At 66.0% G+C, this 24,069-nt stretch carries 24 protein-coding genes; 10 read left to right on the top strand and 14 right to left on the bottom strand.

All coding sequences use genetic code 11. The features are described from left to right. Positions 1 to 73 precede the first annotated feature (73 nt). Genes galT through RTQ83_RS19930 form a run of 4 tightly spaced genes read left to right on the top strand, consistent with a single transcriptional unit; the run spans position 74 to position 5,175 of the window. Positions 74 to 1,168: a galactose-1-phosphate uridylyltransferase gene (gene galT / locus RTQ83_RS19945; RefSeq protein ID WP_312518404.1), complete on the top strand. Its 1,095-nt coding sequence runs from the start codon at positions 74 to 76 to the stop codon at positions 1,166 to 1,168. Then, the gene (locus RTQ83_RS19940) at positions 1,165 to 2,262 is read left to right on the top strand and encodes a M24 family metallopeptidase (protein WP_312518402.1); all 1,098 of its coding nucleotides are present in this window, start codon (positions 1,165 to 1,167) and stop codon (positions 2,260 to 2,262) included. The genes galT and RTQ83_RS19940 overlap by 4 nt, the downstream gene beginning before the upstream one ends. 1 nt (position 2,263) lies before the next feature. Then, positions 2,264 to 3,349, top strand: coding sequence for a galactokinase (gene galK, locus RTQ83_RS19935; RefSeq protein ID WP_312518399.1), 1,086 nt, complete (start codon positions 2,264 to 2,266; stop codon positions 3,347 to 3,349). 2 nt (positions 3,350 to 3,351) lie between these two features. Continuing rightward, positions 3,352 to 5,175 (top strand): glycoside hydrolase family 2 TIM barrel-domain containing protein, encoded by a 1,824-nt coding sequence (locus RTQ83_RS19930; RefSeq protein ID WP_312518396.1) that lies wholly within the window; start codon positions 3,352 to 3,354, stop codon positions 5,173 to 5,175. A 63-nt stretch (positions 5,176 to 5,238) separates the two neighbouring features. Here the strand turns inward: RTQ83_RS19930 and RTQ83_RS19925 are convergent, their stop codons facing one another. The 7 genes from RTQ83_RS19925 to RTQ83_RS19895 all read right to left on the bottom strand — a co-directional run bounded on the left by RTQ83_RS19925 (position 5,239) and on the right by RTQ83_RS19895 (position 10,399). Continuing rightward, positions 5,239 to 5,889: a hypothetical protein gene (locus RTQ83_RS19925; RefSeq protein WP_312518393.1), complete on the bottom strand. Its 651-nt coding sequence runs from the start codon at positions 5,887 to 5,889 to the stop codon at positions 5,239 to 5,241. A gap of 158 nt (positions 5,890 to 6,047) precedes the next feature. After that, entirely contained in the window at positions 6,048 to 6,464 is a 417-nt protein-coding gene (locus RTQ83_RS19920; protein ID WP_312518388.1) for a VanZ family protein, read from the bottom strand. 137 nt (positions 6,465 to 6,601) lie between these two features. Then, positions 6,602 to 6,910 carry a hypothetical protein gene (locus tag RTQ83_RS19915; RefSeq protein ID WP_312518385.1) on the bottom strand — a complete coding sequence of 103 codons (309 nt, stop codon included), beginning with the start codon at positions 6,908 to 6,910 and terminating at the stop codon, positions 6,602 to 6,604. A gap of 673 nt (positions 6,911 to 7,583) precedes the next feature. Then, entirely contained in the window at positions 7,584 to 8,348 is a 765-nt protein-coding gene (locus RTQ83_RS19910) for a 3-oxoacyl-ACP reductase family protein (RefSeq protein WP_312518383.1), read from the bottom strand. Positions 8,349 to 8,416: 68 nt separating this feature from the next. Further along, the gene (locus RTQ83_RS19905) at positions 8,417 to 8,947 is read right to left on the bottom strand and encodes a TPM domain-containing protein (protein WP_312518380.1); all 531 of its coding nucleotides are present in this window, start codon (positions 8,945 to 8,947) and stop codon (positions 8,417 to 8,419) included. Beyond that, positions 8,947 to 9,780: a TPM domain-containing protein gene (locus RTQ83_RS19900; protein WP_312518377.1), complete on the bottom strand. Its 834-nt coding sequence runs from the start codon at positions 9,778 to 9,780 to the stop codon at positions 8,947 to 8,949. Before RTQ83_RS19900 ends, RTQ83_RS19905 begins: the two co-directional genes overlap by 1 nt. 7 nt (positions 9,781 to 9,787) lie before the next feature. Then, the gene (locus tag RTQ83_RS19895; protein ID WP_312518374.1) at positions 9,788 to 10,399 is read right to left on the bottom strand and encodes a LemA family protein; all 612 of its coding nucleotides are present in this window, start codon (positions 10,397 to 10,399) and stop codon (positions 9,788 to 9,790) included. 148 nt (positions 10,400 to 10,547) lie between these two features. Between RTQ83_RS19895 and pyrF the strand changes: the two genes are divergently transcribed. Further along, positions 10,548 to 11,372, top strand: coding sequence for an orotidine-5'-phosphate decarboxylase (gene pyrF, locus RTQ83_RS19890; protein ID WP_312518372.1), 825 nt, complete (start codon positions 10,548 to 10,550; stop codon positions 11,370 to 11,372). A 215-nt stretch (positions 11,373 to 11,587) separates the two neighbouring features. Here pyrF and sbcB read toward each other — a convergent pair whose 3' ends face one another. Then, on the bottom strand, positions 11,588 to 13,036 hold the full coding sequence (gene sbcB, locus RTQ83_RS19885; RefSeq protein WP_312518369.1) for an exodeoxyribonuclease I: 1,449 nt from the start codon (positions 13,034 to 13,036) through the stop codon (positions 11,588 to 11,590). Between the two features lie 137 nt (positions 13,037 to 13,173). After that, positions 13,174 to 14,136: a GGDEF domain-containing protein gene (locus tag RTQ83_RS19880; RefSeq protein ID WP_312518366.1), complete on the bottom strand. Its 963-nt coding sequence runs from the start codon at positions 14,134 to 14,136 to the stop codon at positions 13,174 to 13,176. A gap of 116 nt (positions 14,137 to 14,252) precedes the next feature. Here RTQ83_RS19880 and RTQ83_RS19875 point away from each other — a divergent pair, with 116 nt between their 5' ends. Beyond that, positions 14,253 to 15,083: a helical backbone metal receptor gene (locus tag RTQ83_RS19875; RefSeq protein ID WP_312518363.1), complete on the top strand. Its 831-nt coding sequence runs from the start codon at positions 14,253 to 14,255 to the stop codon at positions 15,081 to 15,083. A gap of 38 nt (positions 15,084 to 15,121) precedes the next feature. On the opposite strand, the gene RTQ83_RS19870 is transcribed toward RTQ83_RS19875, so the two are convergent. Beyond that, entirely contained in the window at positions 15,122 to 15,499 is a 378-nt protein-coding gene (locus RTQ83_RS19870; RefSeq protein WP_312518361.1) for an HPF/RaiA family ribosome-associated protein, read from the bottom strand. Between the two features lie 152 nt (positions 15,500 to 15,651). On the opposite strand from RTQ83_RS19870, the gene RTQ83_RS19865 reads away from it, so the two are divergent. Beyond that, positions 15,652 to 16,542: a hypothetical protein gene (locus RTQ83_RS19865; protein WP_312518359.1), complete on the top strand. Its 891-nt coding sequence runs from the start codon at positions 15,652 to 15,654 to the stop codon at positions 16,540 to 16,542. 3 nt (positions 16,543 to 16,545) lie between these two features. Here RTQ83_RS19865 and RTQ83_RS19860 read toward each other — a convergent pair whose 3' ends face one another. Further along, positions 16,546 to 17,808 (bottom strand): MFS transporter, encoded by a 1,263-nt coding sequence (locus RTQ83_RS19860; RefSeq protein ID WP_312518357.1) that lies wholly within the window; start codon positions 17,806 to 17,808, stop codon positions 16,546 to 16,548. 88 nt (positions 17,809 to 17,896) lie between these two features. After that, complete coding sequence (locus RTQ83_RS19855) at positions 17,897 to 18,922, bottom strand: CDP-6-deoxy-delta-3,4-glucoseen reductase (protein WP_312518354.1); 1,026 nt, start codon at positions 18,920 to 18,922, stop codon at positions 17,897 to 17,899. 172 nt (positions 18,923 to 19,094) lie between these two features. On the opposite strand from RTQ83_RS19855, the gene RTQ83_RS19850 reads away from it, so the two are divergent. From RTQ83_RS19850 to RTQ83_RS19840, 3 genes are all read left to right on the top strand, one after another. Further along, the gene (locus RTQ83_RS19850) at positions 19,095 to 20,003 is read left to right on the top strand and encodes an NAD-dependent epimerase/dehydratase family protein (protein ID WP_312518351.1); all 909 of its coding nucleotides are present in this window, start codon (positions 19,095 to 19,097) and stop codon (positions 20,001 to 20,003) included. Further along, positions 20,000 to 20,245 carry a hypothetical protein gene (locus tag RTQ83_RS19845; protein ID WP_312518349.1) on the top strand — a complete coding sequence of 82 codons (246 nt, stop codon included), beginning with the start codon at positions 20,000 to 20,002 and terminating at the stop codon, positions 20,243 to 20,245. The genes RTQ83_RS19850 and RTQ83_RS19845 overlap by 4 nt, the downstream gene beginning before the upstream one ends. A gap of 253 nt (positions 20,246 to 20,498) precedes the next feature. Then, positions 20,499 to 20,762: a hypothetical protein gene (locus tag RTQ83_RS19840; protein WP_312518346.1), complete on the top strand. Its 264-nt coding sequence runs from the start codon at positions 20,499 to 20,501 to the stop codon at positions 20,760 to 20,762. A gap of 60 nt (positions 20,763 to 20,822) precedes the next feature. Here RTQ83_RS19840 and RTQ83_RS19835 read toward each other — a convergent pair whose 3' ends face one another. Together RTQ83_RS19835 and RTQ83_RS19830 are read right to left on the bottom strand one after the other, a co-directional pair. Then, positions 20,823 to 21,689 (bottom strand): glycine-rich domain-containing protein, encoded by an 867-nt coding sequence (locus RTQ83_RS19835; RefSeq protein WP_312518344.1) that lies wholly within the window; start codon positions 21,687 to 21,689, stop codon positions 20,823 to 20,825. A 240-nt stretch (positions 21,690 to 21,929) separates the two neighbouring features. Continuing rightward, entirely contained in the window at positions 21,930 to 23,792 is a 1,863-nt protein-coding gene (locus RTQ83_RS19830; protein WP_312518342.1) for a CHASE domain-containing protein, read from the bottom strand. Positions 23,793 to 24,069: the final 277 nt, after the last annotated feature.

Here is a 24,069-nt window from a genome sequence, read left to right as displayed (position 1 = left end):
TTTTTAGAGCCGTGAGCGCGTCGATCCGTCGTGCGCGTTCGCGCCGGACGTGACCGATATCCTATTGATTGCCATGCATAGTAAAGACCTCAAGAAGCCGGACGGACGCAACCTTACTCTCTACAGCAACCGGGCGATTCCCGACGGCCTCGTTGCGCCCAGCCCATTCCCGGATCCGCAGAACGCCAACCCGCACCTGCGCTGGCATCCGCTGCGCGGCGAGTGGGTGACCTATGCCGGCTTCCGCCAGAACCGCACCTACCAGCCGCCACCGCAGTACAACCCGCTGGCGCCGACGCGCGACCCCGAGCATCCGACCGAAATGCCGGCCGGCGACTACGAGATCGCCGTGTTCGACAACCGCTTCCCGTCGCTGGCGCTGGAGTCGCACGATCCACCGACCCTGACCGTGCCGAGCGCGCCGGCCAATGGCCACTGCGAAGTGGTGGTGTTCACCCAGGACCCGGACACGGCGCTGGTGCACCTGCCGCTGTCGCGCATCGAACTGCTTCTGCAGGTATGGGGCGACCGCACCCAGCGCATCGGCAGCCAGCCGCATATCCACTACGTGCTGCCGTTCGAGAACCGCGGCGCCGAAGTCGGCGTCACGCTGCACCATCCGCACGGCCAGATTTATTCGTATCCGTTCGTGCCGGCGGTGCCGGCGCGCATGCTGGCGCAGGAACGCGAGTACTACCTGCAGCACGGCTCGAGCATGCTGTGCGACATGGCGCGCGACGAAGCGGCCGACGGCAAGCGCGTCTTGTACCAGGACGATTATGCGATCGCCTTCGTGCCGGCCTGCGCCCGCTACCCGTACGAGGTGTGGGTGATGCCGACCGCGCCGTGCAAGGATTTCGCCGCACTGACGCCGCCGCAGCGCGAAAGCCTGGCGCGTGCGCTGAAAACCGTGCTGCTCAAGTACGAGACCCTGTGGAACCGTCCGTTCCCTTACCTGATGGCCTGGTACCAGGCGCCGACCGACGGCGCCGAGCACCCGGAAACGCAGCTGCACGCCCAGTTCTATCCGCCATACCGCACCAAGGACCGCCTGAAATACCTGGCCGGCACCGAGCTGGCGGCCGGCATGTTCGCGATGGACGTGCTGCCCGAGACCACGGCCTATGAGCTGCAGCAGGTCGAGGTCAACCTGGAGGAATCGGCATGATCGACCCGAGCGTGCGCGCGCGCGAGGTCGCCGACAAGCTGGCCCTGCTGCGCGAGACGTTGACGCAGGCAGGCGCGGGCACGCTGCGCCTGCGCGGCGCCGACTGGTTCGCCTGGGTCACGGCGGGCGGCTCGAACGCGGTGCTGCACACGACCGATACCGGCGTGGCCGAGATCCTGGTCACCCCGACCGAAGCGTGCGTCTTGACCGACCAGATCGAGGGCGAGCGCCTGCGCAACGAAGAAGTGCCGGAAGGGTTTACCTTCCACATCGAACCGTGGGCCGAGCCCGAGCTGCGCGAGCGATTCGTCAGCACTGCCGCCGTCGGCCTGCCGGTGCTGTCGGACCGTCCCGTGAATGGCGAACAGCCGTTGCCGCCGGCGCTGCGCCAGCGCCGCCTGGTGCTGAGCGCAAGCGAGCAGGAGCGCTACCGCGTGCTGGGACGCGAGGCGGCCGAGGCGATGACCGACGTGCTGCACCGTGCCCGTCCCGAGTGGACCGAGCAGCAGCTGGCCGGCGCCGGCGCCGAGGCGCTGTGGCGGCGCGGCATCCATCCGGCGCTGGTGCTGGCGGCCGGCGAACGGCGCCTGCCGCTGTACCGCCACGCGACCCCGTCCAACGAGCCGATCGGCAACCGGGCGATGCTGGTGTTCTGCGCGCGCCGCCACGGGCTGTATGCGAACCTGACGCGCTTCGTCAGCTTCGGCGCCGGTTCGGCACCCGACAACCAGCGCACCCTGATCGACCTGGAGGCCACCGGGCTGGAAGCGGTCAAGGCGGGCGGCTCGCTGTCCGCCGTGTACCACGCGCTGGCCCAGGCCTACCACCATGCCGACGTCGAGGATGCGATCCGCGAGCACCACCAGGGCGGCATCACCGGCTACCAGGCGCGCGAGATCGTGGCCACCCACAGCACCGCGACCCTGCTCGAAGAAGGGATGGCGTTCGCGTTCAACCCGAGCTTCGGCGGCATGAAGATCGAAGACACTTTCCTGCTCGGGCCGAACGGGCTCGAGAACCTGACGTTCGACCCCGGCTGGCCGGCGCTGGACGTACATGGCCGCAAGCGGCCGCTCTGGCTGGAGATTCAATAACATGGTCACACCCGACACCTTCTTCGGCGGCGCGCCCGAAGTCAACGCCAGCGCGCCGGGCCGCGTCAACCTGCTGGGCGAACACACCGACTACAACGACGGCTTCATGCTGCCGGTGGCCACGCCCCAGGGCACGCTGGTGGCGATGAGCCGCAGCGGCGACGACCATTTCCATTTCTATTCGCCGAACCTCGACCAGACCGTGACGTTCGCGCGCGACGGCAATGCGCCGCAGGGCTACGGCAGCTATATCGAAGGCTGCATCCGGCTGGTGCAGGCGGAAGGCATCGAGGTGCCGCCGCTGCGCATCTATGTCGACACCAACCTGCCGGTCGGCTCCGGCCTGTCGTCGTCGGCCGCGCTCGAGGTCGCCACGCTGCGCGCCATGCGCGCGCTGCTCGGCTTCGAGCTCGACGACGTCAAGCTGGCCCAGATCGCGCAGCGCGCCGAGATTGAGTACGCGCACGTCAATTGCGGCATCATGGACCAGATGGCGTCGAGCCTGGCCGATGAAAGCAATATGCTGTTCATCGACGCCCGCACGCTCGAGCATCACCTGGTGCCGCTGCCGGCGGACACCGAGCTGATCGTGATCGATTCGGGCGTGGCGCGCACGCTGGCCGCCAGCAAGTACAACGAACGGCGCGCCGAGTGCGAGGAAGCCTCGCGCAAGCTGGGCGTGGGTGCGCTGCGCGACGTCACCGAGCCGGACTCGGTCGAAACCTTGCCCTCGCCGCTGCGCGAGCGGGCCCGCCACGTGGTGCAGGAAAACCTGCGCGTGCAGGAAGCGGCGCAGGGCGTGAGCGCCGAGCGTTTCGGCGAACTGATGAATGCGTCGCACTTCAGCCTGCGCGACGACTACGAGGTGTCGATTCCCGAGCTGGATGCCCTGTGCGACGCGCTGCGCGCCGCGCCAGGCGTGCTCGGGGCGCGCCTGACCGGCGCCGGTTTCGGCGGCGCCTGCGTGGCCCTGTGCCGTAAAGGGCAGAGCAACGAAGCTGCCGCCACCGCGCTGGCGGCCTACAACCACCCGGATGGACGACAGGGACGCATCCTGGTCCCGGTTCCAACTGAACAGAAAGGATAACAATGAATCAGTTCGAATATCCCCGTCCACAGCTGGTGCGCGACCAGTGGCTGAACCTGAACGGCAAGTGGCGTTTCTGCTACGACGACGAAGGTCGTTTTGCCCAGCCGACGGACGTCACCGAATGGACCCATGAAATCACCGTGCCGTTCGCACCGGAAACGGAAATGAGCGGCATCCAGGACACCGGTTTCCACCGCTTCGTCTGGTACCAGCGCGAATTCGAGATGACGCCCAACGACGGGCGCACCATCCTGCATTTCGGCGCGGTCGACTACAGCTGCCGGGTGTGGGTGAATGGCCAGCTGGTGGCCGAGCACGAGGGCGGCCATACGCCGTTCTCGGCCGACATCACCTGCGCCCTGAACGCCGACGGCAAGCAGCTGGTGACGGTGTGGGTCGAAGACGATCCGGCCGACCTGGCCAAGCCGCGCGGCAAGCAGGACTGGCTGCTGGACGCGCACTCGATCTGGTATCCGCGCACCACCGGCATCTGGCAGACCGTGTGGGTCGAGCAGGTGTCGCCGACCTATATCCAGAAGCTGCGCTGGACCCCGGTGTTCGAAACCTACGAGATCGGCTGCGAAGTGTTCGCCGCCGGCGACATCCAGGAAGACCTGTTTGTCGAAGTCAAGATCTGGCACGGCGACCAGCTGCTGGCCGACGACTACTACAAGCTGCTGGCCGGCGAAGCCAATCGCAAGATCGCGCTGTCCGACCCCGGCATCGACGACTCGCGCAACGAGATCCTGTGGAGCCCGGAACGCCCGACGCTGCTGGACGCCGAAGTGACGCTGCGCTGCGGCGACGTGGTGCTGGACCGCATCCGCTCGTATACCGCGCTGCGTTCGGTGTCGATCAACCGCGACCGCTTCATGCTCAATGGAAGGCCGTACCAGCTGCGCCTGGTGCTGGACCAGGGCTACTGGCCGGAATCGTTCATGACCGCGCCGTCGGACCAGCACCTCAAGCGCGACGTCGAACTGGTCAAGCTGATGGGCTTCAACGGCGTGCGCAAGCACCAGAAGATCGAGGATCCGCGCTTCCTGTACTGGGCCGACAAGCTGGGCCTGCTGGTGTGGGAAGAGATGCCGTCGGCCTACCGCTTCAGCCCGCGCGCAATCACGCGCATGGTCAAGGAGTGGACCGAGGCGATCGAGCGCGACTACTCGCACCCGTGCATCATCGTGTGGGTCGCGTTCAACGAATCGTGGGGCGTGCCGAACCTGACGCTGACGCAGGCGCATCGCAACGCGGTGGAAGCGCTGTACCACCTGACACGCACGCTCGACTCGACCCGTCCGGTGATCGGCAACGACGGCTGGGAAGCCTCGGCCACCGACATCCTGGGCATCCACGACTACGACAGCGACCCGGAGAAGGTGCTGGCGCGCTACGCGGTCACCGATCCGGTGCGCACGCTGTTCGATCAGCGGCGTCCGGGTGGACGCATCCTGACCCTGGACGGTTTCCCGCACCGCGGTCAGCCGATCGTGCTGACCGAGTTCGGCGGCATCGCCTACGATCCGAAGCAGACCCCGAATCCGGACGAGACCACGTGGGGCTACAGCCGCGCGCACACGGCGGAAAGCTATCTGAAGCAGTACCGGCGCCTGCTGCAGGTGGTGAACGAGACCTTCATGTTCAGCGGTTTCTGCTACACGCAGTTCACCGACACGTTCCAGGAAGCGAACGGTTTGCTCAACGCCGACCGCACGCCGAAGCTGCCGCTCGAGGTGATCAGCGCCGCGACGCGCAACATCCCGCTGCAGCATCGTGATCCGCAACAGGCTCTTGATGCCGGCAAGGATCCGGGTACGCCCTGAGTGCAGCTAGTGGACGGCTGCGGCCGTCCACACCATTTCCTTCCCAGTTGCCAGCCGACGCCCCTAGCGCTGGATCGCACCGCTCGTCACATTGATGCGGTCGCCGCTGCGGAAATCGGGCGTGCTGTTGTGGGTGACGACCTCGGTGCTGCCGTCATCCTTGCGCACCGTCACGCGGTAGGACTGGCCGGAGCCCGAGCTGCCGGTGGCGCCCGCCGCGCCGCTGGCGCCCATCGAGCCGCTCTCGGTGGCGCTGTCGGTCGTCGGCATGACCTCGATCGCCAGCACGGTGCCGTTCGGCACGACACTACCCGCCGCCGCCGTGGCGCCGCTGTCCTGCTGCATGCTGCCGGTGCTGCCGGAGCTGCCCGAACTCCCCATGCTGCCGGAGGTGCCGGAACTGCCCGAGGTGCCGTCCTGGAGTGTCGGATTGCCCAGGCTGCCCGAGCTGCTTTCAGTGCCGGTGGTGCCGCTGGTACCCGAACTGCCGCTGCTGCCGGTCGGATTGCCCTGGGCATCGGTGGCGCTGCCGGACCCGTAGCTGCTCGATCCGCCGGTGCCGGTGCTGCCGCCCGTGCCGCTCGATCCGCCGGACATGCCGCTGCCGGACGATCCGGACGATCCACTGTGGCCACGCATGGCGTTGCACCCGGTCAGGGCGAGCGCAACCGCCAGCAGGCCCGCCAGGGCCACGCTCTGGTGTGTTTGCTTCATGATCAACTCCTCTATTGGATGTTCAGTGGGGATGTGACGATGCAGCGTGCCACGTGGATAAGAGGCACGAACAGCGCAGGCGTTCCAGCTGACTCGACTGATGTCGGGGTTGGATCAAGAACAAGCAGATTGCGCGGAACCAGCCGCGCGGGCGATGGTCAGCGCGAGCGCGCCGGATGCACCGCCGTTTGCGGCACCAGCGTCGCCAGCACCGCCAGCAGGCTGGAAGCGACGATGGCGGCGGTGAAGTCGATCAGCCAGTCGCGCACGTCGCCCGAACGGTAGGGCAGGAAGCTCTGCACCAGTTCGTCGAACGCGCCCATCAGCGCGATCGCGAGCACTGCTTTCAGCGCGCGCTGCACCGGCGTGCCGGTGGCGCCCAGGAACCACAGCACGGTCAGGAAGGCATAGGCCAGGCTGTGCAGCACGATGCCCGAGGCGAACGTGCCGACCTCGGCGCGCGCACCGGGTACCGAGCCGGCGACGACGATGCCCGCGAACAGCAGCAGCGCAAGAAGGTGCAGGGCGCGGCGGACTTTCGCTTCGGGTTGCAACATGGTCGACAGGGCAGGCATGGGAAAGGCGACGGCGGAAAAACGCCAACGATACCATGCCGCGCCGCCGGCCAGCCACACGGTCGCACCGGCGCCGGTGCGCACGCCGGGGCCGTCATTGCGGGCCTGCTCGCGGCCGGCTTGTGGTCGCGGATGCGCTAGATGGTCAGGGCCGGCGCGCCGTCGGCGTAGCGCGCGTCGAAGCAGCTGGCGCAATCGGCGCAGAACAGGTGGGCCATGCGCACGCTGCCCTGGCGCAGCACCAGCTTCAGGTGCGTGTGCTGGCACTTGGGGCACATTTCGCGCACGCTGCCGAAGGTCAGCAGGTTGAGCGTCACACTGTCGTCGTCGACCGTATCGACGACCGCATGCGGATTGAGTTCGGTGAGGATCAGGTCGCCGACTTCGTGGTGACGGCGGCAGGCTTCCGGCGGATAGATAGCGTTGTCGGGTACACGTAAACTCATAGGACAGGCTCCTGTTGTCGTTTCGTCGTACGAGGCTTCCGTCGAGGACCGAATCCGGAAGCGGAGTTTCATGATAGTCAAACGGGCGGCAGCTTCAAGCCTTGCAGCCTATTTTTTTGCTGCAGCTTTCCTGGGGAACTTAGTCGACAGCTTCCGATGGCCTGCGGGGACTGCTGCCTGCCACATAAAAAAATGCCCGCCAGTGGCGGGCACAACCCAAGTTCGGGCCAAGAGACGCGGAAATCGGTCGGTGTGTCGTGCCCCAGGCCCAGCACACCTGCTGCCATCACGTATATCGGTTACGTGTATCGCAGTAAGGTCAGTATAGGCAGGGAATGTGACGCTGCTATGACGCTGCGCAAGGTTCTTGCGGCATCATTGGAAGGATGTATGCGGAGAGGGTTGGACGCGTCGGCGGGCGAGCCGCCAACCCAACATGATGGAGCATGCGAACGTGTGTGTGGCGCGGACTGTGTGAGGCGCTGCTGACTCGACAGGCAAAAAAAAAGCCCGCTCAGTTTGCGGGCTTAAAACTATTTTCTTGGAGGAGAATAGTGGAGACAGGTGTAATTATCGGGGTCAGGCGCAGGGGTGTCCAATTGCGTTTACGGATACCAGACATGCGTTTGCGTAATATCTACCCGGCTATGTTATACGCTACCTTTCATATAGTTCACGATTTGACCGGCACCGTGTAGTTCAGCGCCATGCGGCCGCCGTCGGCGTACAGGGTCTGGCCGGTCATGTAGGAGGCGTCGTCGCTGGCCAGGAAGGCGGCGATCGAGGCGACTTCTTCCGGCTCGCCGCAGCGGCCGAGCGGGGTACGCGACAGGATGGTGTGGCGCGCTTCCGGGCTGCCCAGCACGGCCTGCTTGGCCAGCTCGGTGAGGATGGTGCCGGGGCCGATGGCGTTGACGCGGATGCCGTGCTGGGCCAGGGCGATCGATGCCACGCGGGTGAGCTGGTTGACGCCGCCTTTCGACACCACATACGGCACCTGGTTCGGAATGGTCAGCTCGGCGTTGACGCTCGACATATTGATGATGCAGCCGCTGCCGCGCGTGACCATGTCGCGCGCCGCCGCCTGGCTGCACAGGAACATCGATTTCAGGTTGATGCGCAGCACGCGGTCGAAATCATCTTCCGTCAGGTCGAGGAAGTCGGCGGCGTGGGTGACGCCGGCGTTGTTGATCAGGATGTCGATGCGGCCGAACGCGTTGAGCGTGGCCTGGACCATCGCGTCCACCTCCTGCTTGACGCCGACGTCGGCGCGGAAGAAGCGCGCGGCCTCGCCCAGCGCGGCGGCGGCCTGCTCGCCTTCGGGACGGATGTCGACCAGCATCACGCGCGCGCCTTCGCGCACCAGGCGCTCGGCGCAGGCCAGGCCGATGCCCTGGCTGGCGCCGGTGACGATGGCAATCTTGTTCTGGAGTTTCATGGCAGGCTTTCTAGGAATCGGAAAGCCGCCATTTTACCCATAGGCGCGCGCCAGCCCTGGCGGCAGCGTCAGAGGATGACGGGACGGTCCGGCAGCTCGTTGGGCCGCTCGCCGTCCGCCGGGAAGTGCTGGCGCAGCAGGTCGTTGACCTGGGCGATCGCGGCCAGCGTGGCGTCGTGGAAGCGTTCGCGCCGGAAGCCGTCGGTCATGGTCGAGCACACCGCCTGCCAGGTGGCGCGGTCGATCTTGCGGTCGATGCCGCGGTCGGCCACGATGTCGACCTTGTGCTCGGCCAGGTTCACGTAGATCAGCACGCCGCAATTGTCTTCGGTGTCCCACACGCCATGGTCCGCGAATAGGGCCAGGGCGCGCTGACGGTTGGTGACACCGTCCCAGGCGTCTTCGAAGGGCAGGGCCTTCTCGACGATCAGGCGCACTTCGCCACGGTGAGTGCGTTCGCCGGCATCGATCGCCGCGGCGATGGCGTCCAGGGTGGCGTCGGGAAAGGCGCGCCGCGCTTCTCCCGCGCCGCTGTTGAAGTGGCGCCAGGCGCGCCGCAGGCGTTGCCCGAAGCCGGGTTGTTGCATGGTGTCATTCATTACCAGTCTCCCGAGGCGCCGCCGCCGTCGAAGCTGCCGCCGCCGCCCGAGAAGCCGCCGCCGCCAAATCCACCGCCACCGCCGCCACTGCGGCCAATGCTATTGAGCACGCTGCCAAGGACAAAGCCGGTGGCGGCGCTGCCCCAGTCCGAATGACCACGGTGGCTGCGGATGGTTCGTTTGCGTTTCGGTGCAAGGATGGCGGCCGCTCCGCCACCCAGTGCGATGAAGCCGATGAAGATCATCGCGCCAATGAACAGGATGAAGCCGCCGTCGAACGTGGATGTCTGCTGCTGTGGCTGTACCTGGGTCGGTACCGGAAACGACTCCTTGTTGAGCAAGGTCGCGATGGCGCCAACGCCGGCCACCAGGCCGTCGTAATACTGGTTCTGTCTAAAGTGCGGCGCGATCGTGTCCTGCAGGATGCGTTTCGACTGGGCATCGGTCAGCACGCCCTGCACGCCGCGTCCGGCCTCGATGCGCAGCCGGCGCAGCGAGCTCGGGTTGTCGCGCGCGACCAGCAGCAGCACGCCGTCGTCGACGCCCTTGCGGCCCAGTTTCCAGGCATCGGTGACGCGGATGCTGTACTGCTCGATCGGTTCCGGCTCGGTCGACTTGACCAGCAGAACCGCGATCTGGCTGCCGGTCTTTTGCTCGTACTCGGCCAGCACCGCTTCCAGGCGCTGGCGCTGGGAAGCGTCCAGCATGCCGGCCTGGTCGGTGACGCGCGCGGTGAGCGTCGGCACCTCCTTCAGCTGGGCGAAGGCGGGCGCCGACAGGGCGCATGCCAGTGCCAGCAGCAGGCCGGCCACGAAACGCAGCGGTGCGCTCATGATCCGGTTACTTGCCGAAGTCGACGCTCGGCGCGGTCGAGATCGCTTTTTCGTTCTCGACCGTGAACGACGGCTTGGTCTCGTAGCCGAACACCATCGCGGTGAGGTTGTTCGGGAAGCGGCGCACGGTGACGTTGTAGTCCTGCACCGAGGAGATGTAGCGCTGGCGCGCCACGGTGATGCGGTTCTCGGTGCCTTCCAGCTGCGACTGCAGGTCGCGGAAACTGGTGTCGGCCTTCAGGTCGGGATATTTCTCGGACACCGCCATCAGGCGCGACAGCGCGCCCGACAGTTCGCCCTGCACCTGCTGGAACTTCTGGAACGCTTCCGGGTTGTTCAGCACTTCGGGCGTGATCTGGAAGCTGGTCGCCTGCGAGCGGGCGCGCGTCACCGCTTCCAGCGTCTCGCGCTCGTGCGAGGCATAGCCCTTGACGGTGTTGACCAGGTTCGGGATCAGGTCGGCGCGGCGCTGGTATTGGTTGACCACTTCGCCCCATGCCGCCTTGGTGGCCTCGTCCTTGGTCTGGAAGTCGTTATAGCCGCAGCCCGACAGCAGCGCGCCGGCCAGGACGGCGCCGCCCAGCAAACGGGTCCAGCGGTAGAAGAAGGATTGGGTCATGGTGGTGTTGTCCGTGCAAGTTGTTGAATGATTAAAAATATACCCGATTTGCTCGTGAACTGGCGCAAGGGCAGGGCCCGCGTGCCAGCGGTCAGCTGCGGCGGGTACAATAGAGGGTTTGCAATTTCAAGATTTCAAGGGGCCCGACGTGAACTTCATCGACAAACTCAGCGCCGCATGGGCGCGCAACGATTCGCTGCTGTGCGTGGGGCTCGATCCTGACCTGGAGCGCCTGCCGGCGCAGCTGCGCGGCCAGCCGGACGGCATTGTCCAGTTCTGCAAGGCGATCATCGACGCCACCGCCGACCTGGCCTGCGCCTTCAAACCGCAGATCGCCTATTTCGCCGCCCTGGGCGCCGAAGACCAGCTGGAAGCGATCTGCCGCTACCTGCGCGAGAACTACCCGCACATTCCGCTGGTCCTGGACGCCAAGCGCGGCGACATCGGCGCCACCGCCCACCAGTACGCGCGCGAAGCGTTCGACCGCTATGGCGCCGACGCGGTGACGGTGAGCCCGTACATGGGCTCGGATTCGGTCGAGCCCTACATGGCGTGGCCGGAGCGCGGCGTGATCGTGCTGTGCCGCACCTCGAATGCGGGCGGCTCGGACCTGCAGTTCCTGGACGTGGGCGGACGGCCGCTGTACCAGCACGTGGCGGAGCTGGTGGCCCAGAAGTGGAACGGCAATGGCCAGTGCGCGCTGGTGGTAGGGGCGACCTTCCCGGAAGAGATCGCGCAGGTGCGCGCGCTGGTGGGCGATATGCCGCTGTTGATCCCGGGCATCGGGGCGCAGGGTGGCGATATCGAGGCGACCGTCAAGGCGGGCCGTACCGCGAATGGCACCGGGATGATGATCAACTCGTCGCGCGCGATTCTGTATGCGAAGCCGGAAGGCGACGAAGATTTCGCGGCCGCCGCCAAGCGGGTGGCGCGCGAAACGCGTGACGCGATCAATGCCGCGCGGCGGGCGTAATGGCTGCGCTGGTACTGCATGAGAACTTAGGTTCCTGCCTTTGCGGGAATGACGTGCTTGAGTTAGTGGCCAGAAGTGATGGAGCGACGATTTACAGACCGTCGGCAGCTCAATAATCTTGGCTACCCTAAGAACCGTCATTCCCGCGAAGGCGGGAACCTCATTTCGCAGAACAGCAAAGACGCTCGCAGCACGCAACTGCGAGCGTGGCAACATCAATACCTCTCCGGCGCGATCATTTCCACATATTCATACAGCGCGCCCAGGATTTCTTCCGCACGCTCATCCGCCGTCTCCGACAGCGCATCGATCTCCCCAAACAGTTGATCGACCGTACGCGCACCACCAACGCCGTCGAACAGCTTCGCCGCCCGATGCGCTTCCCACTGCGCATGTTCTTCCTCGTTCAAGGTCTGCGGGAAATTGCGTGCGCGGTAACGGAATAACAGCTCGTTCAGGCGCTCATCCTCGAAACTGAAGCGCTTGCCCGCCAGCGCCGCCGGCGTCTGCATGCGCACCGATTCCAGCTGGCGCCGGTCGTCGCGGCTGACGAAGCCGTTGTACAGGTCTTCATCGACATCCACCGGCTCGCCCGAGCCCGGCTTGTTCAGCACCTGCGCCCACACTGCCTTCATGTCCGGTCCGCCCGCGGCCAGCGCCGCATGCATGCGTCCACGCTCGAGGTCGATGTCCCAGCGCGTGGCCAGGTCGGCGCGCAGCGTCTTGAGGTTCCCGACCAGCATCGGCGACTTGTTCAGGTGCACGCTCTTGATCGGTAGCCGGGTCATGCCTTCCGGCAGGTCGGCGATGCGCGTGAACATGCGGGTGCGGATGGTGTCGACGTCCAGCCCGAACAGTTCGGACGGGTCGTGGCGGCAATCCCAGACCAGGATCTCGTTCTTGTTGGTCGGATGCTGGGCCAGCGGGTAGACCAGCCCCAGGCAGCCATACTCGGCCGGGAACATGCCCGACACGTGCAGGAAGGGCTGGCGCTCCGACGGCGCCAGGTGCAGGCCGATCTCTTGCGCCACGCGGTCCTTGCGCCGCAGTTCCAGGCAGAAATCGAACAGGCGCGGCTGCTTGTCGCGGATCAGGCGCGCCAGGGCGATGGTGGCGCGCACGTCGGACAGCGCATCGTGCGCCGCTTCGTGCGCCAGGCCGTTGGCGGCGGTCAGGTGCTCCAGGCGGAAGCTCGGCTTGCCGTCCTCGCGCTGCGGCCACTCGATGCCTTCTGGACGCAGCGCGTACACCATGCGCACCACGTCCAGCAGGTCCCAGCGGCCGCAGTTGTTCTGCCATTCGCGCGCGTACGGATCGATCAGGTTGCGCCAGAACAGGAAGCGCGTGACTTCGTCGTCGAAGCGGATCGTGTTATAGCCGACCCCGATCGTGCCCGGCTCACTGAAGGCGGCCTCGATCTGGCGTGCGAATTCGTGTTCCGGCACACCTTGCTGAAAGCAGTGCTGGGGCGTGATGCCGGTGATCAGGCACGATTGCGGGTCGGGCAGGAAATCGTTGGCCGGCTGGCAGTACAGCATGATCGGTTCGCCGATCTCGTTGAGGTCGGCATCGGTACGGATCGCGGCGAACTGGGCCGGGCGGTCGCGGCGCGGCACCGCGCCGAAGGTTTCATAGTCGTGCCAGAGGAAGGTATGCGTGCTCATGTGTTCTTGTTGTCTGCCGTCAGAATGGCAATGGCCGTCATGGTGGCACACAACCACCGTTCAGTCACGGTCAGCAGTAAGGAAGAGAAGGAGGAGGAACAGGCCGCGCCGTGGACTTGCCGCGCGGCCCGGACAGATCAGTCGCAGACCTGGTTGCGGCCGGCTTCCTTGGCGCGGTACAGCGCGGCGTCGGCGGCGGCGATCAGGGCCTGCTCGTCGTCGCCCTTGCTCAAGGTGGCCACGCCGAACGAGCCGGTCAGGTGCGGCAGCGGCAGGCGCATGTCGGGGAACACGATTGCCGCGCGCAGCTTCAGGCACAGGCGCTCGGCCACCATGGCCGCGATCTGCGGCGTGGTGTTCGGCAGCACCGCCATCATCTCTTCGCCGCCGTAGCGCACCGCGTAGTCGGACGGGCGCAGCGTGTTGCGGATCAGTTCCGCCGCGACGCCGAGCGCGGTGTCGCCGGCGATATGGCCGTGGCTGTCGTTGAAGTTCTTGAAGTTGTCCAGGTCGATCATGATCAGCGACAGCGGCGTGCCGTCCTGCGAGGCGCGCGCCACCAGCTTGGGCAGCATGTCGTTCAGCCAGGCGCGGTTGTACAGGCCGGTGAGCGGGTCGTTGAGCGAGAGTTGACGGTAGAACTCGCCGAGCTTCTGGCGCCGGCGCAGCAGCGCGTTGGCGGCGCGGATGCGGAACGACATCAGGCGCAGCAGGTTGCGCGCCAGCACGTGCGAGCGGTCGATCAGTTCCCACACCAGTTCCGGCTCGATCACCAGCAGTTCGGTGTCTTCGGTGGCGGTCATCGCCGCCAGGTTGGCCGCGTCGTCCAGCACCGCCTGCTCGCCCGCGCTTTCGCCGGGATTGATGCAGCTGGTGCCGCTCTCGTCGTCGGCGTGGGTGTCGGGTGCGATCTCGAGCTGGCCCGACAGTACGATGTACAGGCGCGCGTGGCTGCCGTCCTCGATGCGGCGGCCCTTGGCCATGCGCACGACCGCACAGTTGGCCAGCAGGTCCGCGACGCTGCTGTCCGTTTCATCGCGAAACAGCTGCAAGTCGCCGATGGTGGTGCGGTGTGCACCGAAAGTGCCGATCTGTTCCAAGTGAGTCCTCTGGTTCGGCGGTTTGATACGCCGGATAATAGTTGCGGAATAATAGCGTATTCCGGGTTGCCGGTGCGCCAACGGTGTTCTGTAAGTGACAATGTTCTAATACTGCCATGACTGACCCCCAAACTTCCTTAAATCCCCCCTTGCGCGACGCCCTCGGCCAGTTGCATCCCCGGGCGCCGGATGCGCGCATCGTCTCTCTGGTGCCGTCGATCACCGAACTGCTGTGCACGCTGGGCCTGGCGCCGCAGCTGGTCGGGCGCACCGGTTTCTGCATCCATCCGCGCGACATCGTTGCCGACATCCCGAAAGTGGGCGGCACCAAGGACGTCAACCTCGAGAAGATCCGGCGCCTGGCGCCGACCCACGTGATCGTCAACATCGATGAAAACGAAAAGCCGACCGCCGACCTGCTGGCCGAATTCGTGCCGCACGTGGTGGTAACGCATCCGGTCAAACCGGCCGATAACCTGGAACTGACGCGCTTGATGGGATTCATTTTCGGCGTCGAGGCAGCGGCCGAACGCTGGTGCGCAGAGTTCAAACGAGAGCTGGCGGCACTGCGCTCGCTCCCGCCGGGGCTGCCGCGCACGGTGCTGTACTGCATCTGGCAAGACCCGTGGATGAGCGTTTCGAGCGACACCTATATCGCCGCCATGCTGGCTGAGCTGGGCTGGCATGTGCCGGCGCTTGCTCATGGTACAGATGCAGCGCGCTATCCGGTGTTCTCGTGGTCCGAGCAATTGGTCAGTGGACTCGATGCGGTGCTGCTCTCGACCGAACCCTACCGCTTCACCGAAGCGCATGCGGATGCGCTTGAGAAACAGATCGGCATTCCGGTGCTGCTGGTCGATGGGGAAATGATGTCATGGTACGGCAGCCGGGCGCTGGCCGGGGTGCGCTACCTGCGCGAATTGCGGGAGATGCTCGAAGGAAGCTGAAGCAAAGGCACGCCCCAAGGGAGGCGTGCCGCGAAGGATTACGAATCCGTCAGATGCTTGTCGGCGGTCGCATCGTCGGCCAGCGGGGTGGCGGCGTGACGGTGCTTGTCCTGCAGGCGGCCGATGGCGCTGTCCAGCGCGCGTGCCAGCTTGCCGCCGGCATTATTGATGGCCTGGTGCAGGTCATTGGCATGATCGTGCACCACGATCGGCGCCACGCCCGACAGGCGTGCTTCCAGCATGCAGTAATTGCCGCCGTCTGCTTTCTTTTCCTTGTTCTCGTTACTCAGATGAACATCAACGCGGGTGACCTGGTCGCTGAAGCGACCGATCGAGGAACGCACGACGGTCTCCACGTGCTCGTCCAGGCCTTGATGTTTATTGATGGTGTTATCGGTATTCACATTGATCTGCATGGATGGCTCCTGTTGTCGTTACGATTTCATCTTACACGCGCACACAACGATGCCACGTTCGCTGCCGCACGAAGGCGCGGCAATAATGTGTGAGAAAAACGGGGAGCCTTGCTGGATATACTGATTCGCTCATCGGTCCGGAAGGAGCAGGCATGAACAAGGGTTGGGAACGCTGGCTGGTCGGCACGCTGGCCGTGGGCATCGTCGCTGCGGGCTCGGCCTGGATCCTGCGCCCGGTCGAGCCGGCCGCGCCTCTTGCGCAGGTGGTGCCGGCGCCGGTGCAGCCGGTGCGCCCGACAGCGGTGATGCCGGCGCCAGTGGCGCAGATCGTGCCGGAATCACTGCTGGAATCCGATGCGCCGCCGGTCGGCGTGCAGGTCGAACAGCTGCTGGCATCCGGCGACCCGCAGCAGGCCTACACCGCCTATCTGCTGGTAATGGGCTGCGACCACTTCAACAAGAAACACGATCTCGTCATCCATGACCAGGGGTCGCGTACCAACCGCAGCCTGAACGAGGACGAGCGCAGGCAGCTCGCCACCATGTGTGGCGCGATGACCGAGCGCGAGCGGCTGGCGCGGCTCGACCATCTGGCCGTCGCGATCAAGGCCGGCGTGCCGGGTGCTGCCATCGCCTATGCCGCGGAAGGTCCGTTCGGCGACCCGAGCGCATTGACGACGCGGCCCGACGATCCGCTGGTCAGGCAGTGGAAGGCGACTGCCGGCGCCGAGCTGACCCGGGCGGCCGAAGCGGGCGAGGCTGGCGCGCTGGTGGTATGGGGGATCCAGAACCTGTACGGTTCCGGCCTGGCCGACAAGCAGCCGGTGCTGGGATACGGCTACCTGCTGGCGAACGGCCTGATTCACGCCGACCGTTTCGGACCGAACGATCCAACGGCGAAGGCCTATGCCGACGGCGGCGCACTGGCCGGCGTCATGGGTGGCGCGCTGACGCCGGGACAGCGCGCCGCGGCACTCGCGATGGCACGCAACATCGCCGGCAAGGTGAAGGCGCAGCACCGGCGTGGCGCGGCAGCCTTCTGAACGCTATTTCACGTTCACTGCACGCGCATTTTCTTTCTCGTGGTGCGGGAAGCGGTCCATCTTCGACAGCACCGGGAACAGCCAGGCCCAGATCCCGGTGACCGCGATCGTGGCCGCGCCGCCCAGCAGGATCGCGCGCGTCAGGCCCAGCCAGCCGGCGGTGATGCCGGATTCAAATTCTCCCAGCTCGTTGGAAGCGCCGATGAACACCGAGTTGACGGCGCTGACGCGGCCGCGGATCTCGTCCGGCGTTTCGTACTGCACCAGCAGGTGGCGGATGTAGACGCTGACCATGTCGCCGACGCCGGACAGGAACAGCGCGCCCAGCGCGATGGCGAAGCTGTCGGTCGAACCCAGCACCAGGATGCACAGACCGAACAGCGCCACGCCGCCGAACATCCACAGGCCGACCCGGCGCGTGATCGGGAACATCGCCAGCGCGATCGAGCACAGCGCGGCGCCGGCGCCGGGCGCGGTGCGCAGGAAACCCAGGCCGGTGGGGCCGGCCTGCAGCACGTCGTGCGCATAGGCCGGCAGCAGGGCGGTGGCGCCACCGAACAGCACCGCGAACAGGTCGAGCGAGATGGCGCCCAGCACGATCGGGCGCGAGCGCACGAAGCGCAGGCCTTCGAGCAGGGTGTGCCAGCTCACCGGCGCCTTGTTGATGATCTGCTGGATGCTGCGCGTGCGGCTCATCAGGAGCACCGCGAGCAGCAGCAGCGACGCCGAGATCATGTGCACGGTCTGGGCGCCGAACACGTACAGCAGGCCGCCCACGATCGGGCCCAGGATCATGGACACGTGCATGGTCGAGGAGCCGAGCGCCACCGCCTGGCTGAATTCGCGGTCCGGCACCAGGTTCTTGAGCACCGCCTGCGAGGCCGGCATCATGAAGGCGCGCGCGCTGCCGAACACCACCAGGATGGCGAACACCGGCCATACCACCTGGCTGCCGCTGGCGGTAAATGCGATCAACAAGGAACTGCAGAGCAACTGGACCGCCATGCACAGCATGACGATGATGCGCCGGTTGTAGCGGTCGGCCACGTGGCCGGCCCACAGGATCAGCACCAGGAAGGGCGCGAACTGCGCCAGGCCGATCAGGCCGAGGTCGAACAGGCTGCCGGTGATTTGATAGACCTGCCAGCCGATCGCCACGCTCTGCATCTGGACGGCGAGGGTGGCGAGGAAGCGGGCGGAGAGGTAGAAAGCGAGGTTACGGTTGCGCAGGACGCCCAGCCGTCCGGATGGCGACATCAGGGACATGAAGTTTTCGGGTCAACGTGAAGAGTCCGCCATTGTGCCCGAAGATGCGGCGACGCGTGGGCCGCCGCCAATGTCGCCAATGCCACCATCATGCGGCCAGATCGGCCTCGGTGGTGAACGCGTCAGCGAAGAATTCGTCCGGCGGCAAGCCACACTGGGCGCTGTATTCGACACGCGCCGAGTCGACCATGACCGGGGCGCCGCAGGCATACACCTGGTAGCCCGACAGGTCGGGAATGTCCTGCATCACGGCCGCGTGCACGTAACCGCTGCGCCCAGCCCAGCCGTCTTCCGGCAACGCATCCGAAATCACCGGCACGTAGACGAAGTCGGGCAGGGTGGTTTCCCACGCGCGGCACAGCTCGTCCATGTACAGGTCTTGCGGACGGCGGCCGCCCCAGTACAGGCGTACCGGGCGGGTCGACTTCAGGTGCATCAGGTGCTCGACCAGCGCTTTCACCGGCGCGAAACCGGTGCCCGAGGCCAGCAGCACGATCGGCTTGCTTGACTCTTCGCGCAGGAAGAAGCTGCCCTGCGGGCCTTCGAAACGCAGGATGTCGCGCTCCTTCATGGCGCCGAACACGTGGTCGGTGAACAGGCCACCCGGCAGATGGCGGATGTGCAGCTCGAGCGGGCCTTCGAACGACGGCGCGTTGGCGATCGAGTAGGCGCGGCGCTTGCCGTCCTTGAGCAGGAATTCGATGTACTGGCCGGCGCGGTAGGCCAGCAATTCGTTGGCCGGCAGCTGCAGCTTGACGATGGCGACGTCCGGCGCGGCCTTCTCGATCGCGGCGATGCGGGTCGGCATCTTGCGCAGCGGGTAGTCCGAGCTGCCGCCGACTTCGCGCGCTTCGATGGTCAGGTCGGCGCTCGGCACGGCGCAGCAGAACAGCGACATGCCCTGGGTCTTTTCGCTGTCGGACAGCGCGCGCTGCTGGTGCGGCTTGTGCTCGAAGCTGCCTTCCACGACCTTGCCCTTGCACGAGCCGCAGGCGCCGTTCTTGCAGCCGTAGGGCAGGCCGACGCCGGCGCGGATGGCGGCGGCAAGGACGGTTTCATCGGCCTCGCAGGGGAACTGGTTGCCGCTGGGCTGGACGGTGATCTGGAAGGTCATGCGAAAATTCTGATTGGCGCCGGGGCGCGAGGGTTGATCTGAACTTGTTTTAATGCTACGGATGGGCGCTATTCTACACTGGCCCCCGGATTCGGGCGCGCGGGCGGGCCCTTCGCTGGCCCGGGCGGCTGTGCTACAGTGCCGCACTTCCACGGCCCGCCTAACCACCACCATGTCCCAGCGCTTTTCCTCCAGCCTGCCGCGCCTGCTGATCGTCGGCTGCGGCGACGTCGGCATGCGCCTGCTGCCGCTGCTGCGCGGGCGTTTCAAGGTATTCGCCCTGACCAGCCAGCCGGAGCGCCGCGCCGAACTGCGCGCCGCCGGCGCGATTCCGCTGGTGGCCGATCTCGACCGGCCGGCCACGCTGGGCCGCCTGCGCAATCTGGCGCCATGGGTGCTGCACCTGGCGCCGCCGCAGGCTGAGGGCGAGCACGACCTGCACACGCGCCATCTGGTAGCGGCGCTGGGCCAGGTCAAGCGCCTGGTCTATGTCAGCACCACCGGGGTGTACGGCGATTGCGGCGGCGTGCTGGTCCATGAATCGCGGCCGGTGGCGCCGCGCAATGCGCGCGCCCGGCGCCGTGTCGATGCCGAACGCATCCTGCGTGCCTGGGGCCTGGCGAGTGGTGCGCGAGTGTCGATCCTGCGCGTGCCGGGCATCTATGCCGACGACCGCCTGCCTTTGAAGCGTCTGCAGCAGGGCACGCCGGCCCTGCGACCTGAAGACGATGTGTACACCAACCACGTGCATGCCGACGACCTGGCGCGCATCGTGCTGGCGTCGCTGTGGCACGGCCGGTCCGGGCGCGTGGTGCATGCAGTGGACGACACGCGCATGAAGATGGCCGATTATTTCGACGCCGTGGCAGACGCCGTTGGCCTGGCGCGTCCGCCGCGCCTGCCGCGCGCCGAACTGCAGGCGGTGGTGACGCCGATGCTGCTGTCGTTCATGTCCGAATCGCGGCGGCTCGACAACACGCGAATGAAACGAGAATTGCGGGTGCGCCTGCGCCATCCCGACGTCGCCGCCACGCTGGCGCGGCTCAACAGCGGGCGCCGCCCCGAAGGAGAAATTGCATGACTTATGAAGAATACCTGGACGAAGTCACCACCCTGATCGTCGAGAAATACGGCGTTTCGGACGCGGTGGCGATCAAGATCGTGGTCGCGGCCCAGGACAAGGAATACTTTGTCGCCCACGACGACAATCGCGCCATGCGCACGCTCGACCGCGCGCACGAGGATGCACGCACGCTGTTCAAGGCCAGTGCGCCGGCTGGCGCTGGTGCCAAACCTGCCGCCAAGCGCCCGGTCCGCAAGTAAGCGTCTACTGTCGGCGTGCCCCAGCGCATACGCCAACCACGTCATTCACGCATAGGTTTCCGACCGGCGCGGGTCATGCCGACCCGCTGGCCGCGCGGCGTCGCGCCATTACACATGGGCGGCACGGGTTCTCACCTGTATAATTTCGCCGCTTTTAAAAAATGCCATACAATCCATGCCTGTTTTGCTTGAACTGCTAATTTTTGGCGGTGAATCAAGGGAAATAGAAAATAAATAATAAAACATACAGCCCATGCCGATCCGCCGCCTTCCTCCCGGCGCCGAGTACGACCCGAACCGGGTGCTCGACGCCATCATCCACCGACTGCGCCTGAAGAACGATGCCGCGCTGGCACGCTCGCTGGAAGTGGCGCCGGCGGTGATCAGCAAGCTGCGCCACGGCAGCGTGCCGATCGGCGCCACGCTGCTGCTGCGCATGCACGACGTGAGCGGCCTGGGCGTCAACGAATTGCGCGCCCTGATGATCAAGGAAGAAGCGGCGCTGGCGGAGGCCTGAAAACGCCGCAGCCGGCAGGTGGCGGATGCCACCATGCCGGCTGCGTGGGGAAAGGACGGATCAGGCGGCCTGCAGCGACTTGCCCGGAGCGCCGCACCACGCAACTGCGCTGCTGGCGACGATCGCGGAAGGAGCGCCGCACCAGGCGACATCGTTACCGGCGCTCAGGGCCTTGCCTGGAGCGCCGCACCATGCGGTCTTGACGCTGGCAGCGAGCTGCTTGCCCGGGGCGCCGCACCACGCGGTGGCGCTGCCCTTGCTTTGGTTCTTGCTCTGTTTCTTGCCCGGAGCACCGCACCATGCAGCGTCGGTCGCCTGCTTGCCCGGAGCGCCGCACCATGCAGCGTCGGTCGCCTGCTTGCCGGGAGCGCCGCACCACGCAGCGTCGGTTGCCTGCTTGCCCGGAGCGCCGCACCACGCAGCGTCGGTTGCCTTCTTGCCCGGAGTGCCGCACCACGCAGCATCGGTCGCTTCCTTGCCCGGAGAACCGCACCAGGCAGCATCGGTCGCTTCCTTGCTCGGCGCGCCGCACCAGGCCGCGTCGCCGCGCACCACGGCGCCGAACTGGGTTTCGTACATTTCGCGCATGCGCTCGCCGGCCTCCGTGCGTTCGCCGTCATCCGCTCCCTGGCCCATGCCGACGTATGGATAGTGGTGCAGGAATTCACCGAACAGGGCCTGGCAGTCGCGGGCGTACTTCATCGTGTCCAGGATGTGGTAGTGCCAGAACACGTCGACGTCGACGCTCGGCGACACCATTTCTTGCGGATACGCGTGGGTCAGGAACAGGAAGCGGCGGTACTCGGCCTCGACAGCAGTGGCGCGGCGTTCGGACCAGCCTTCACCCGATTCCACGTGCATCAGTTTCATCTTGATTGGCGCCAGGTCGAGCGCCTCGAATGCTGCAAATTCGCTTTTGTTCGACATTTTATTCACCTCATTTTGAATTGTGATGGTGCTGCTGATTGTTATCCCTGGTTTTGGTACGGCGGTGCTGCGGGTGTTGTCGGTGGCGGCCTCCTGCTTGCAAGGTGAGCGATCGGTTCGGTGTTTGACTGATGACAGTGATAAACATTTTCCTGCGGGCAGTCATTTGAACTGTTGCGCTTGCGCAAGCATGAAACAGGTGAATCCTTTCGGCAACATCAGCCTCGAACACCTCCCGCTTCAGGCAGCGGCCCGACTAAAACGGTCGTGGCCCTGCACACCGGCGCTATCGGGCGCCATGTCCGTGTCGGCATCACCGCCGACGGGTATCGTCACCACGATGGTGGTGCCGGATTCTGGTCCGCTGCTCACCGAAAACGCGCCGCCCAGGATGTTGACGCGCTCTTCGATGCCCACCAGGCCGAACGAGCCGTGGCGGTTGCGGCTGCCCGGCTGCATGCCGACGCCGTTGTCGCGGATGGTCATGGTCAGCATCCCCGCGTGGCGGTGCAGGTCGATGCGCACCTTGGTCGCGCGCGCATGGCGCGCCACGTTGTTGAGCGACTCCTGCAGGATGCGGAAGAAGGCGGTGGCGCAACCGTCGTCGATGCGGTGGTCGTCGCCATCGTCCACCAGCTCGCAGGCAATCCCGGTGCGGCGCGCGAAGTCGGCCACCTGCCAGTCGACCGCTGCGGACAGGCCCAGGTCGAGCACGTTGGGGCGCAGGTCGTTGATAATCTGGCGCACGCTGCGGATGGTGACCTCGATCTGGCGCACGGTGGCTTCGGCGCGCGCATGCAGGCGTTTCTGGCTGCCGCGGGTGCGGCTGGCCAGCAGCTCGGCCTCGATCTTCAGCGCCAGCAGGTTCTGCGCCAGGTCGTCGTGGATCTCGCGTGCGATGCGCTTGCGCTCGCCTTCCTTGATCTGCTCGGCGTGCGCGGCCAGCATGCGCAGCTTCTCGTGGCTGGCCTGCAGCTTGGCCTGGCTGGCGCGCACTTCGCGCGTCATTTCTTCGGCCATGCGCAGGGCGTTGCGGCGCGACGAGGCCAGGGTCTGGAACAGCGCGTACAGCAGGGCGGTGCTCATGCCCACCGCGAACGCCGCCAGCCACGGGTAATACACGTCGAAGCGCGTGTACAGCGCCGACTTGGGGATGGTGAAATCGGCGCGCCACAGGCGCTGGTTGAACTCGATCGGCAGGCTGGCCGCGAACATGCTGCCGTCGTCCGGCGGCAGCGCCGGCAGCGGACGCTCGACCGTGGCCAAGCTGTCGTACAGGGTGGCGCGCGGCGGCGCTTCGTCCGGCTCGGGCGGGGCGGCGGTGAGTTCGGTCAGGATCAGGCGTGCGCCCTTGACCGGGAATTCGTCCAGCACGCCGCTCACCAATGGCGTGACGCCGAAGCCGAGGCCGGCCGAACCGGCATACGCCAGGCGCCGCTGCTCGACGCTGGCGGTGGGCAGGTCGCTGCGGTACACCGGCAGGCGCAGCGCCAGGCCGCTCTGGTTGGGGCCGGCCTCGAGCGCGATGCGGGTGCCGGACGCGCTCAGGGTGCCGTTGTCGCGCGCGGTGGCCAGCGCGCGCCGCACCGCGCCGCGCGCTTCCAGATCGAGGCCGATCTTGTCGAGCGCATGCGGCGGCAGCGGCTCGATGTAGACCAGCACGGTATAGGTGTCGCGCTCGGGCAAGGCCTGCAGCGGCTGGAAGTTGTGCACGCCATGGCGCGCCAGGCGGCCGCGCAGTTCGTCGTTGAGCGCCGGCAGGTGTTCGGCGCGCACCGCGCGCGCATAGTTGATGACCTCGATGCCGGAGAAATTGCGCGTGATGTCGAGCTGGGCGACGTACTGGCGGAACTGGTCGGCGCTGGTGTCGGGATTGGCGCGGAACAGCCCGGCCACGCCGCGCAGCACGTCGCTGTAGCTCTTGATGCGGGCGTCGATGGTGTACTGGGCGGCGCGCGCTATGCCGCGAAAACGCGTGCGGGCATCGCTCTCGATCGCTTCGGAGGTGGCGAAATAACTGGCCGCGCCGAAGGCGAGCGACAGCAGGGCACCCGTGAGCAGGATGGCTGGTGTCGACATCGAGGAAGGGCGGTCTGGCGTCATTTGCATTAGCCTTACAAACACTGTGCGGGATCAAAGCGCGTACTGAGTTTGGTCAAAGCGCGTCAATGGCGATACGCTAAGCAAATTTGCGACTCATCGTAGCTATCAGCTCTACTAGGGTTTTAGCAGTTAGCTTGGAACTCATTCAAAATTGCGTAGTCTTATCATACGGCGGTGAGTTCCACCGTGTCAGCCTGTGGAGAAGACGGCTCTGGCCCGGCAAAATTGCAGGGTGAAACCAGCTTCGACGAAGCAGGAATTCAACGGTAAAGCTAGC

Origin of the sequence: Massilia sp. (genome assembly GCF_031995545.1) — a bacterium.
In the GTDB taxonomy this organism is placed as follows: domain Bacteria; phylum Pseudomonadota; class Gammaproteobacteria; order Burkholderiales; family Burkholderiaceae_D; genus Telluria.
The sequence above is the reverse complement of the archived record's forward strand: the minus strand, read 5'-3'. Positions and strand labels throughout refer to the sequence as shown.

What these genes read in the sequence shown, in the direction of transcription:
- RTQ83_RS19925 (WP_312518393.1), bottom strand. Translation starts at nt 5,889, where the DNA reads ATGAAGCAAACACACCAGAGCGTGGCCCTGGCGGGCCTGCTGGCGGTT.
- RTQ83_RS19930 (WP_312518396.1), top strand. Translation starts at nt 3,352, where the DNA reads ATGAATCAGTTCGAATATCCCCGTCCACAGCTGGTGCGCGACCAGTGG.
- RTQ83_RS19855 (WP_312518354.1), bottom strand. Translation starts at nt 18,922, where the DNA reads ATGACCTTCCAGATCACCGTCCAGCCCAGCGGCAACCAGTTCCCCTGC.
- RTQ83_RS19835 (WP_312518344.1), bottom strand. Translation starts at nt 21,689, where the DNA reads ATGTCGAACAAAAGCGAATTTGCAGCATTCGAGGCGCTCGACCTGGCG.
- RTQ83_RS19850 (WP_312518351.1), top strand. Translation starts at nt 19,095, where the DNA reads ATGTCCCAGCGCTTTTCCTCCAGCCTGCCGCGCCTGCTGATCGTCGGC.
- RTQ83_RS19920 (WP_312518388.1), bottom strand. Translation starts at nt 6,464, where the DNA reads ATGCCTGCCCTGTCGACCATGTTGCAACCCGAAGCGAAAGTCCGCCGC.
- RTQ83_RS19840 (WP_312518346.1), top strand. Translation starts at nt 20,499, where the DNA reads ATGCCGATCCGCCGCCTTCCTCCCGGCGCCGAGTACGACCCGAACCGG.
- RTQ83_RS19900 (WP_312518377.1), bottom strand. Translation starts at nt 9,780, where the DNA reads ATGAGCGCACCGCTGCGTTTCGTGGCCGGCCTGCTGCTGGCACTGGCA.
- RTQ83_RS19875 (WP_312518363.1), top strand. Translation starts at nt 14,253, where the DNA reads ATGACTGACCCCCAAACTTCCTTAAATCCCCCCTTGCGCGACGCCCTC.
- RTQ83_RS19895 (WP_312518374.1), bottom strand. Translation starts at nt 10,399, where the DNA reads ATGACCCAATCCTTCTTCTACCGCTGGACCCGTTTGCTGGGCGGCGCC.
- RTQ83_RS19905 (WP_312518380.1), bottom strand. Translation starts at nt 8,947, where the DNA reads ATGAATGACACCATGCAACAACCCGGCTTCGGGCAACGCCTGCGGCGC.
- RTQ83_RS19910 (WP_312518383.1), bottom strand. Translation starts at nt 8,348, where the DNA reads ATGAAACTCCAGAACAAGATTGCCATCGTCACCGGCGCCAGCCAGGGC.
- RTQ83_RS19915 (WP_312518385.1), bottom strand. Translation starts at nt 6,910, where the DNA reads ATGAGTTTACGTGTACCCGACAACGCTATCTATCCGCCGGAAGCCTGC.
- RTQ83_RS19845 (WP_312518349.1), top strand. Translation starts at nt 20,000, where the DNA reads ATGACTTATGAAGAATACCTGGACGAAGTCACCACCCTGATCGTCGAG.
- RTQ83_RS19870 (WP_312518361.1), bottom strand. Translation starts at nt 15,499, where the DNA reads ATGCAGATCAATGTGAATACCGATAACACCATCAATAAACATCAAGGC.
- RTQ83_RS19860 (WP_312518357.1), bottom strand. Translation starts at nt 17,808, where the DNA reads ATGTCCCTGATGTCGCCATCCGGACGGCTGGGCGTCCTGCGCAACCGT.
- galK (WP_312518399.1), top strand. Translation starts at nt 2,264, where the DNA reads ATGGTCACACCCGACACCTTCTTCGGCGGCGCGCCCGAAGTCAACGCC.
- RTQ83_RS19940 (WP_312518402.1), top strand. Translation starts at nt 1,165, where the DNA reads ATGATCGACCCGAGCGTGCGCGCGCGCGAGGTCGCCGACAAGCTGGCC.
- RTQ83_RS19830 (WP_312518342.1), bottom strand. Translation starts at nt 23,792, where the DNA reads ATGACGCCAGACCGCCCTTCCTCGATGTCGACACCAGCCATCCTGCTC.
- RTQ83_RS19865 (WP_312518359.1), top strand. Translation starts at nt 15,652, where the DNA reads ATGAACAAGGGTTGGGAACGCTGGCTGGTCGGCACGCTGGCCGTGGGC.
- sbcB (WP_312518369.1), bottom strand. Translation starts at nt 13,036, where the DNA reads ATGAGCACGCATACCTTCCTCTGGCACGACTATGAAACCTTCGGCGCG.
- galT (WP_312518404.1), top strand. Translation starts at nt 74, where the DNA reads ATGCATAGTAAAGACCTCAAGAAGCCGGACGGACGCAACCTTACTCTC.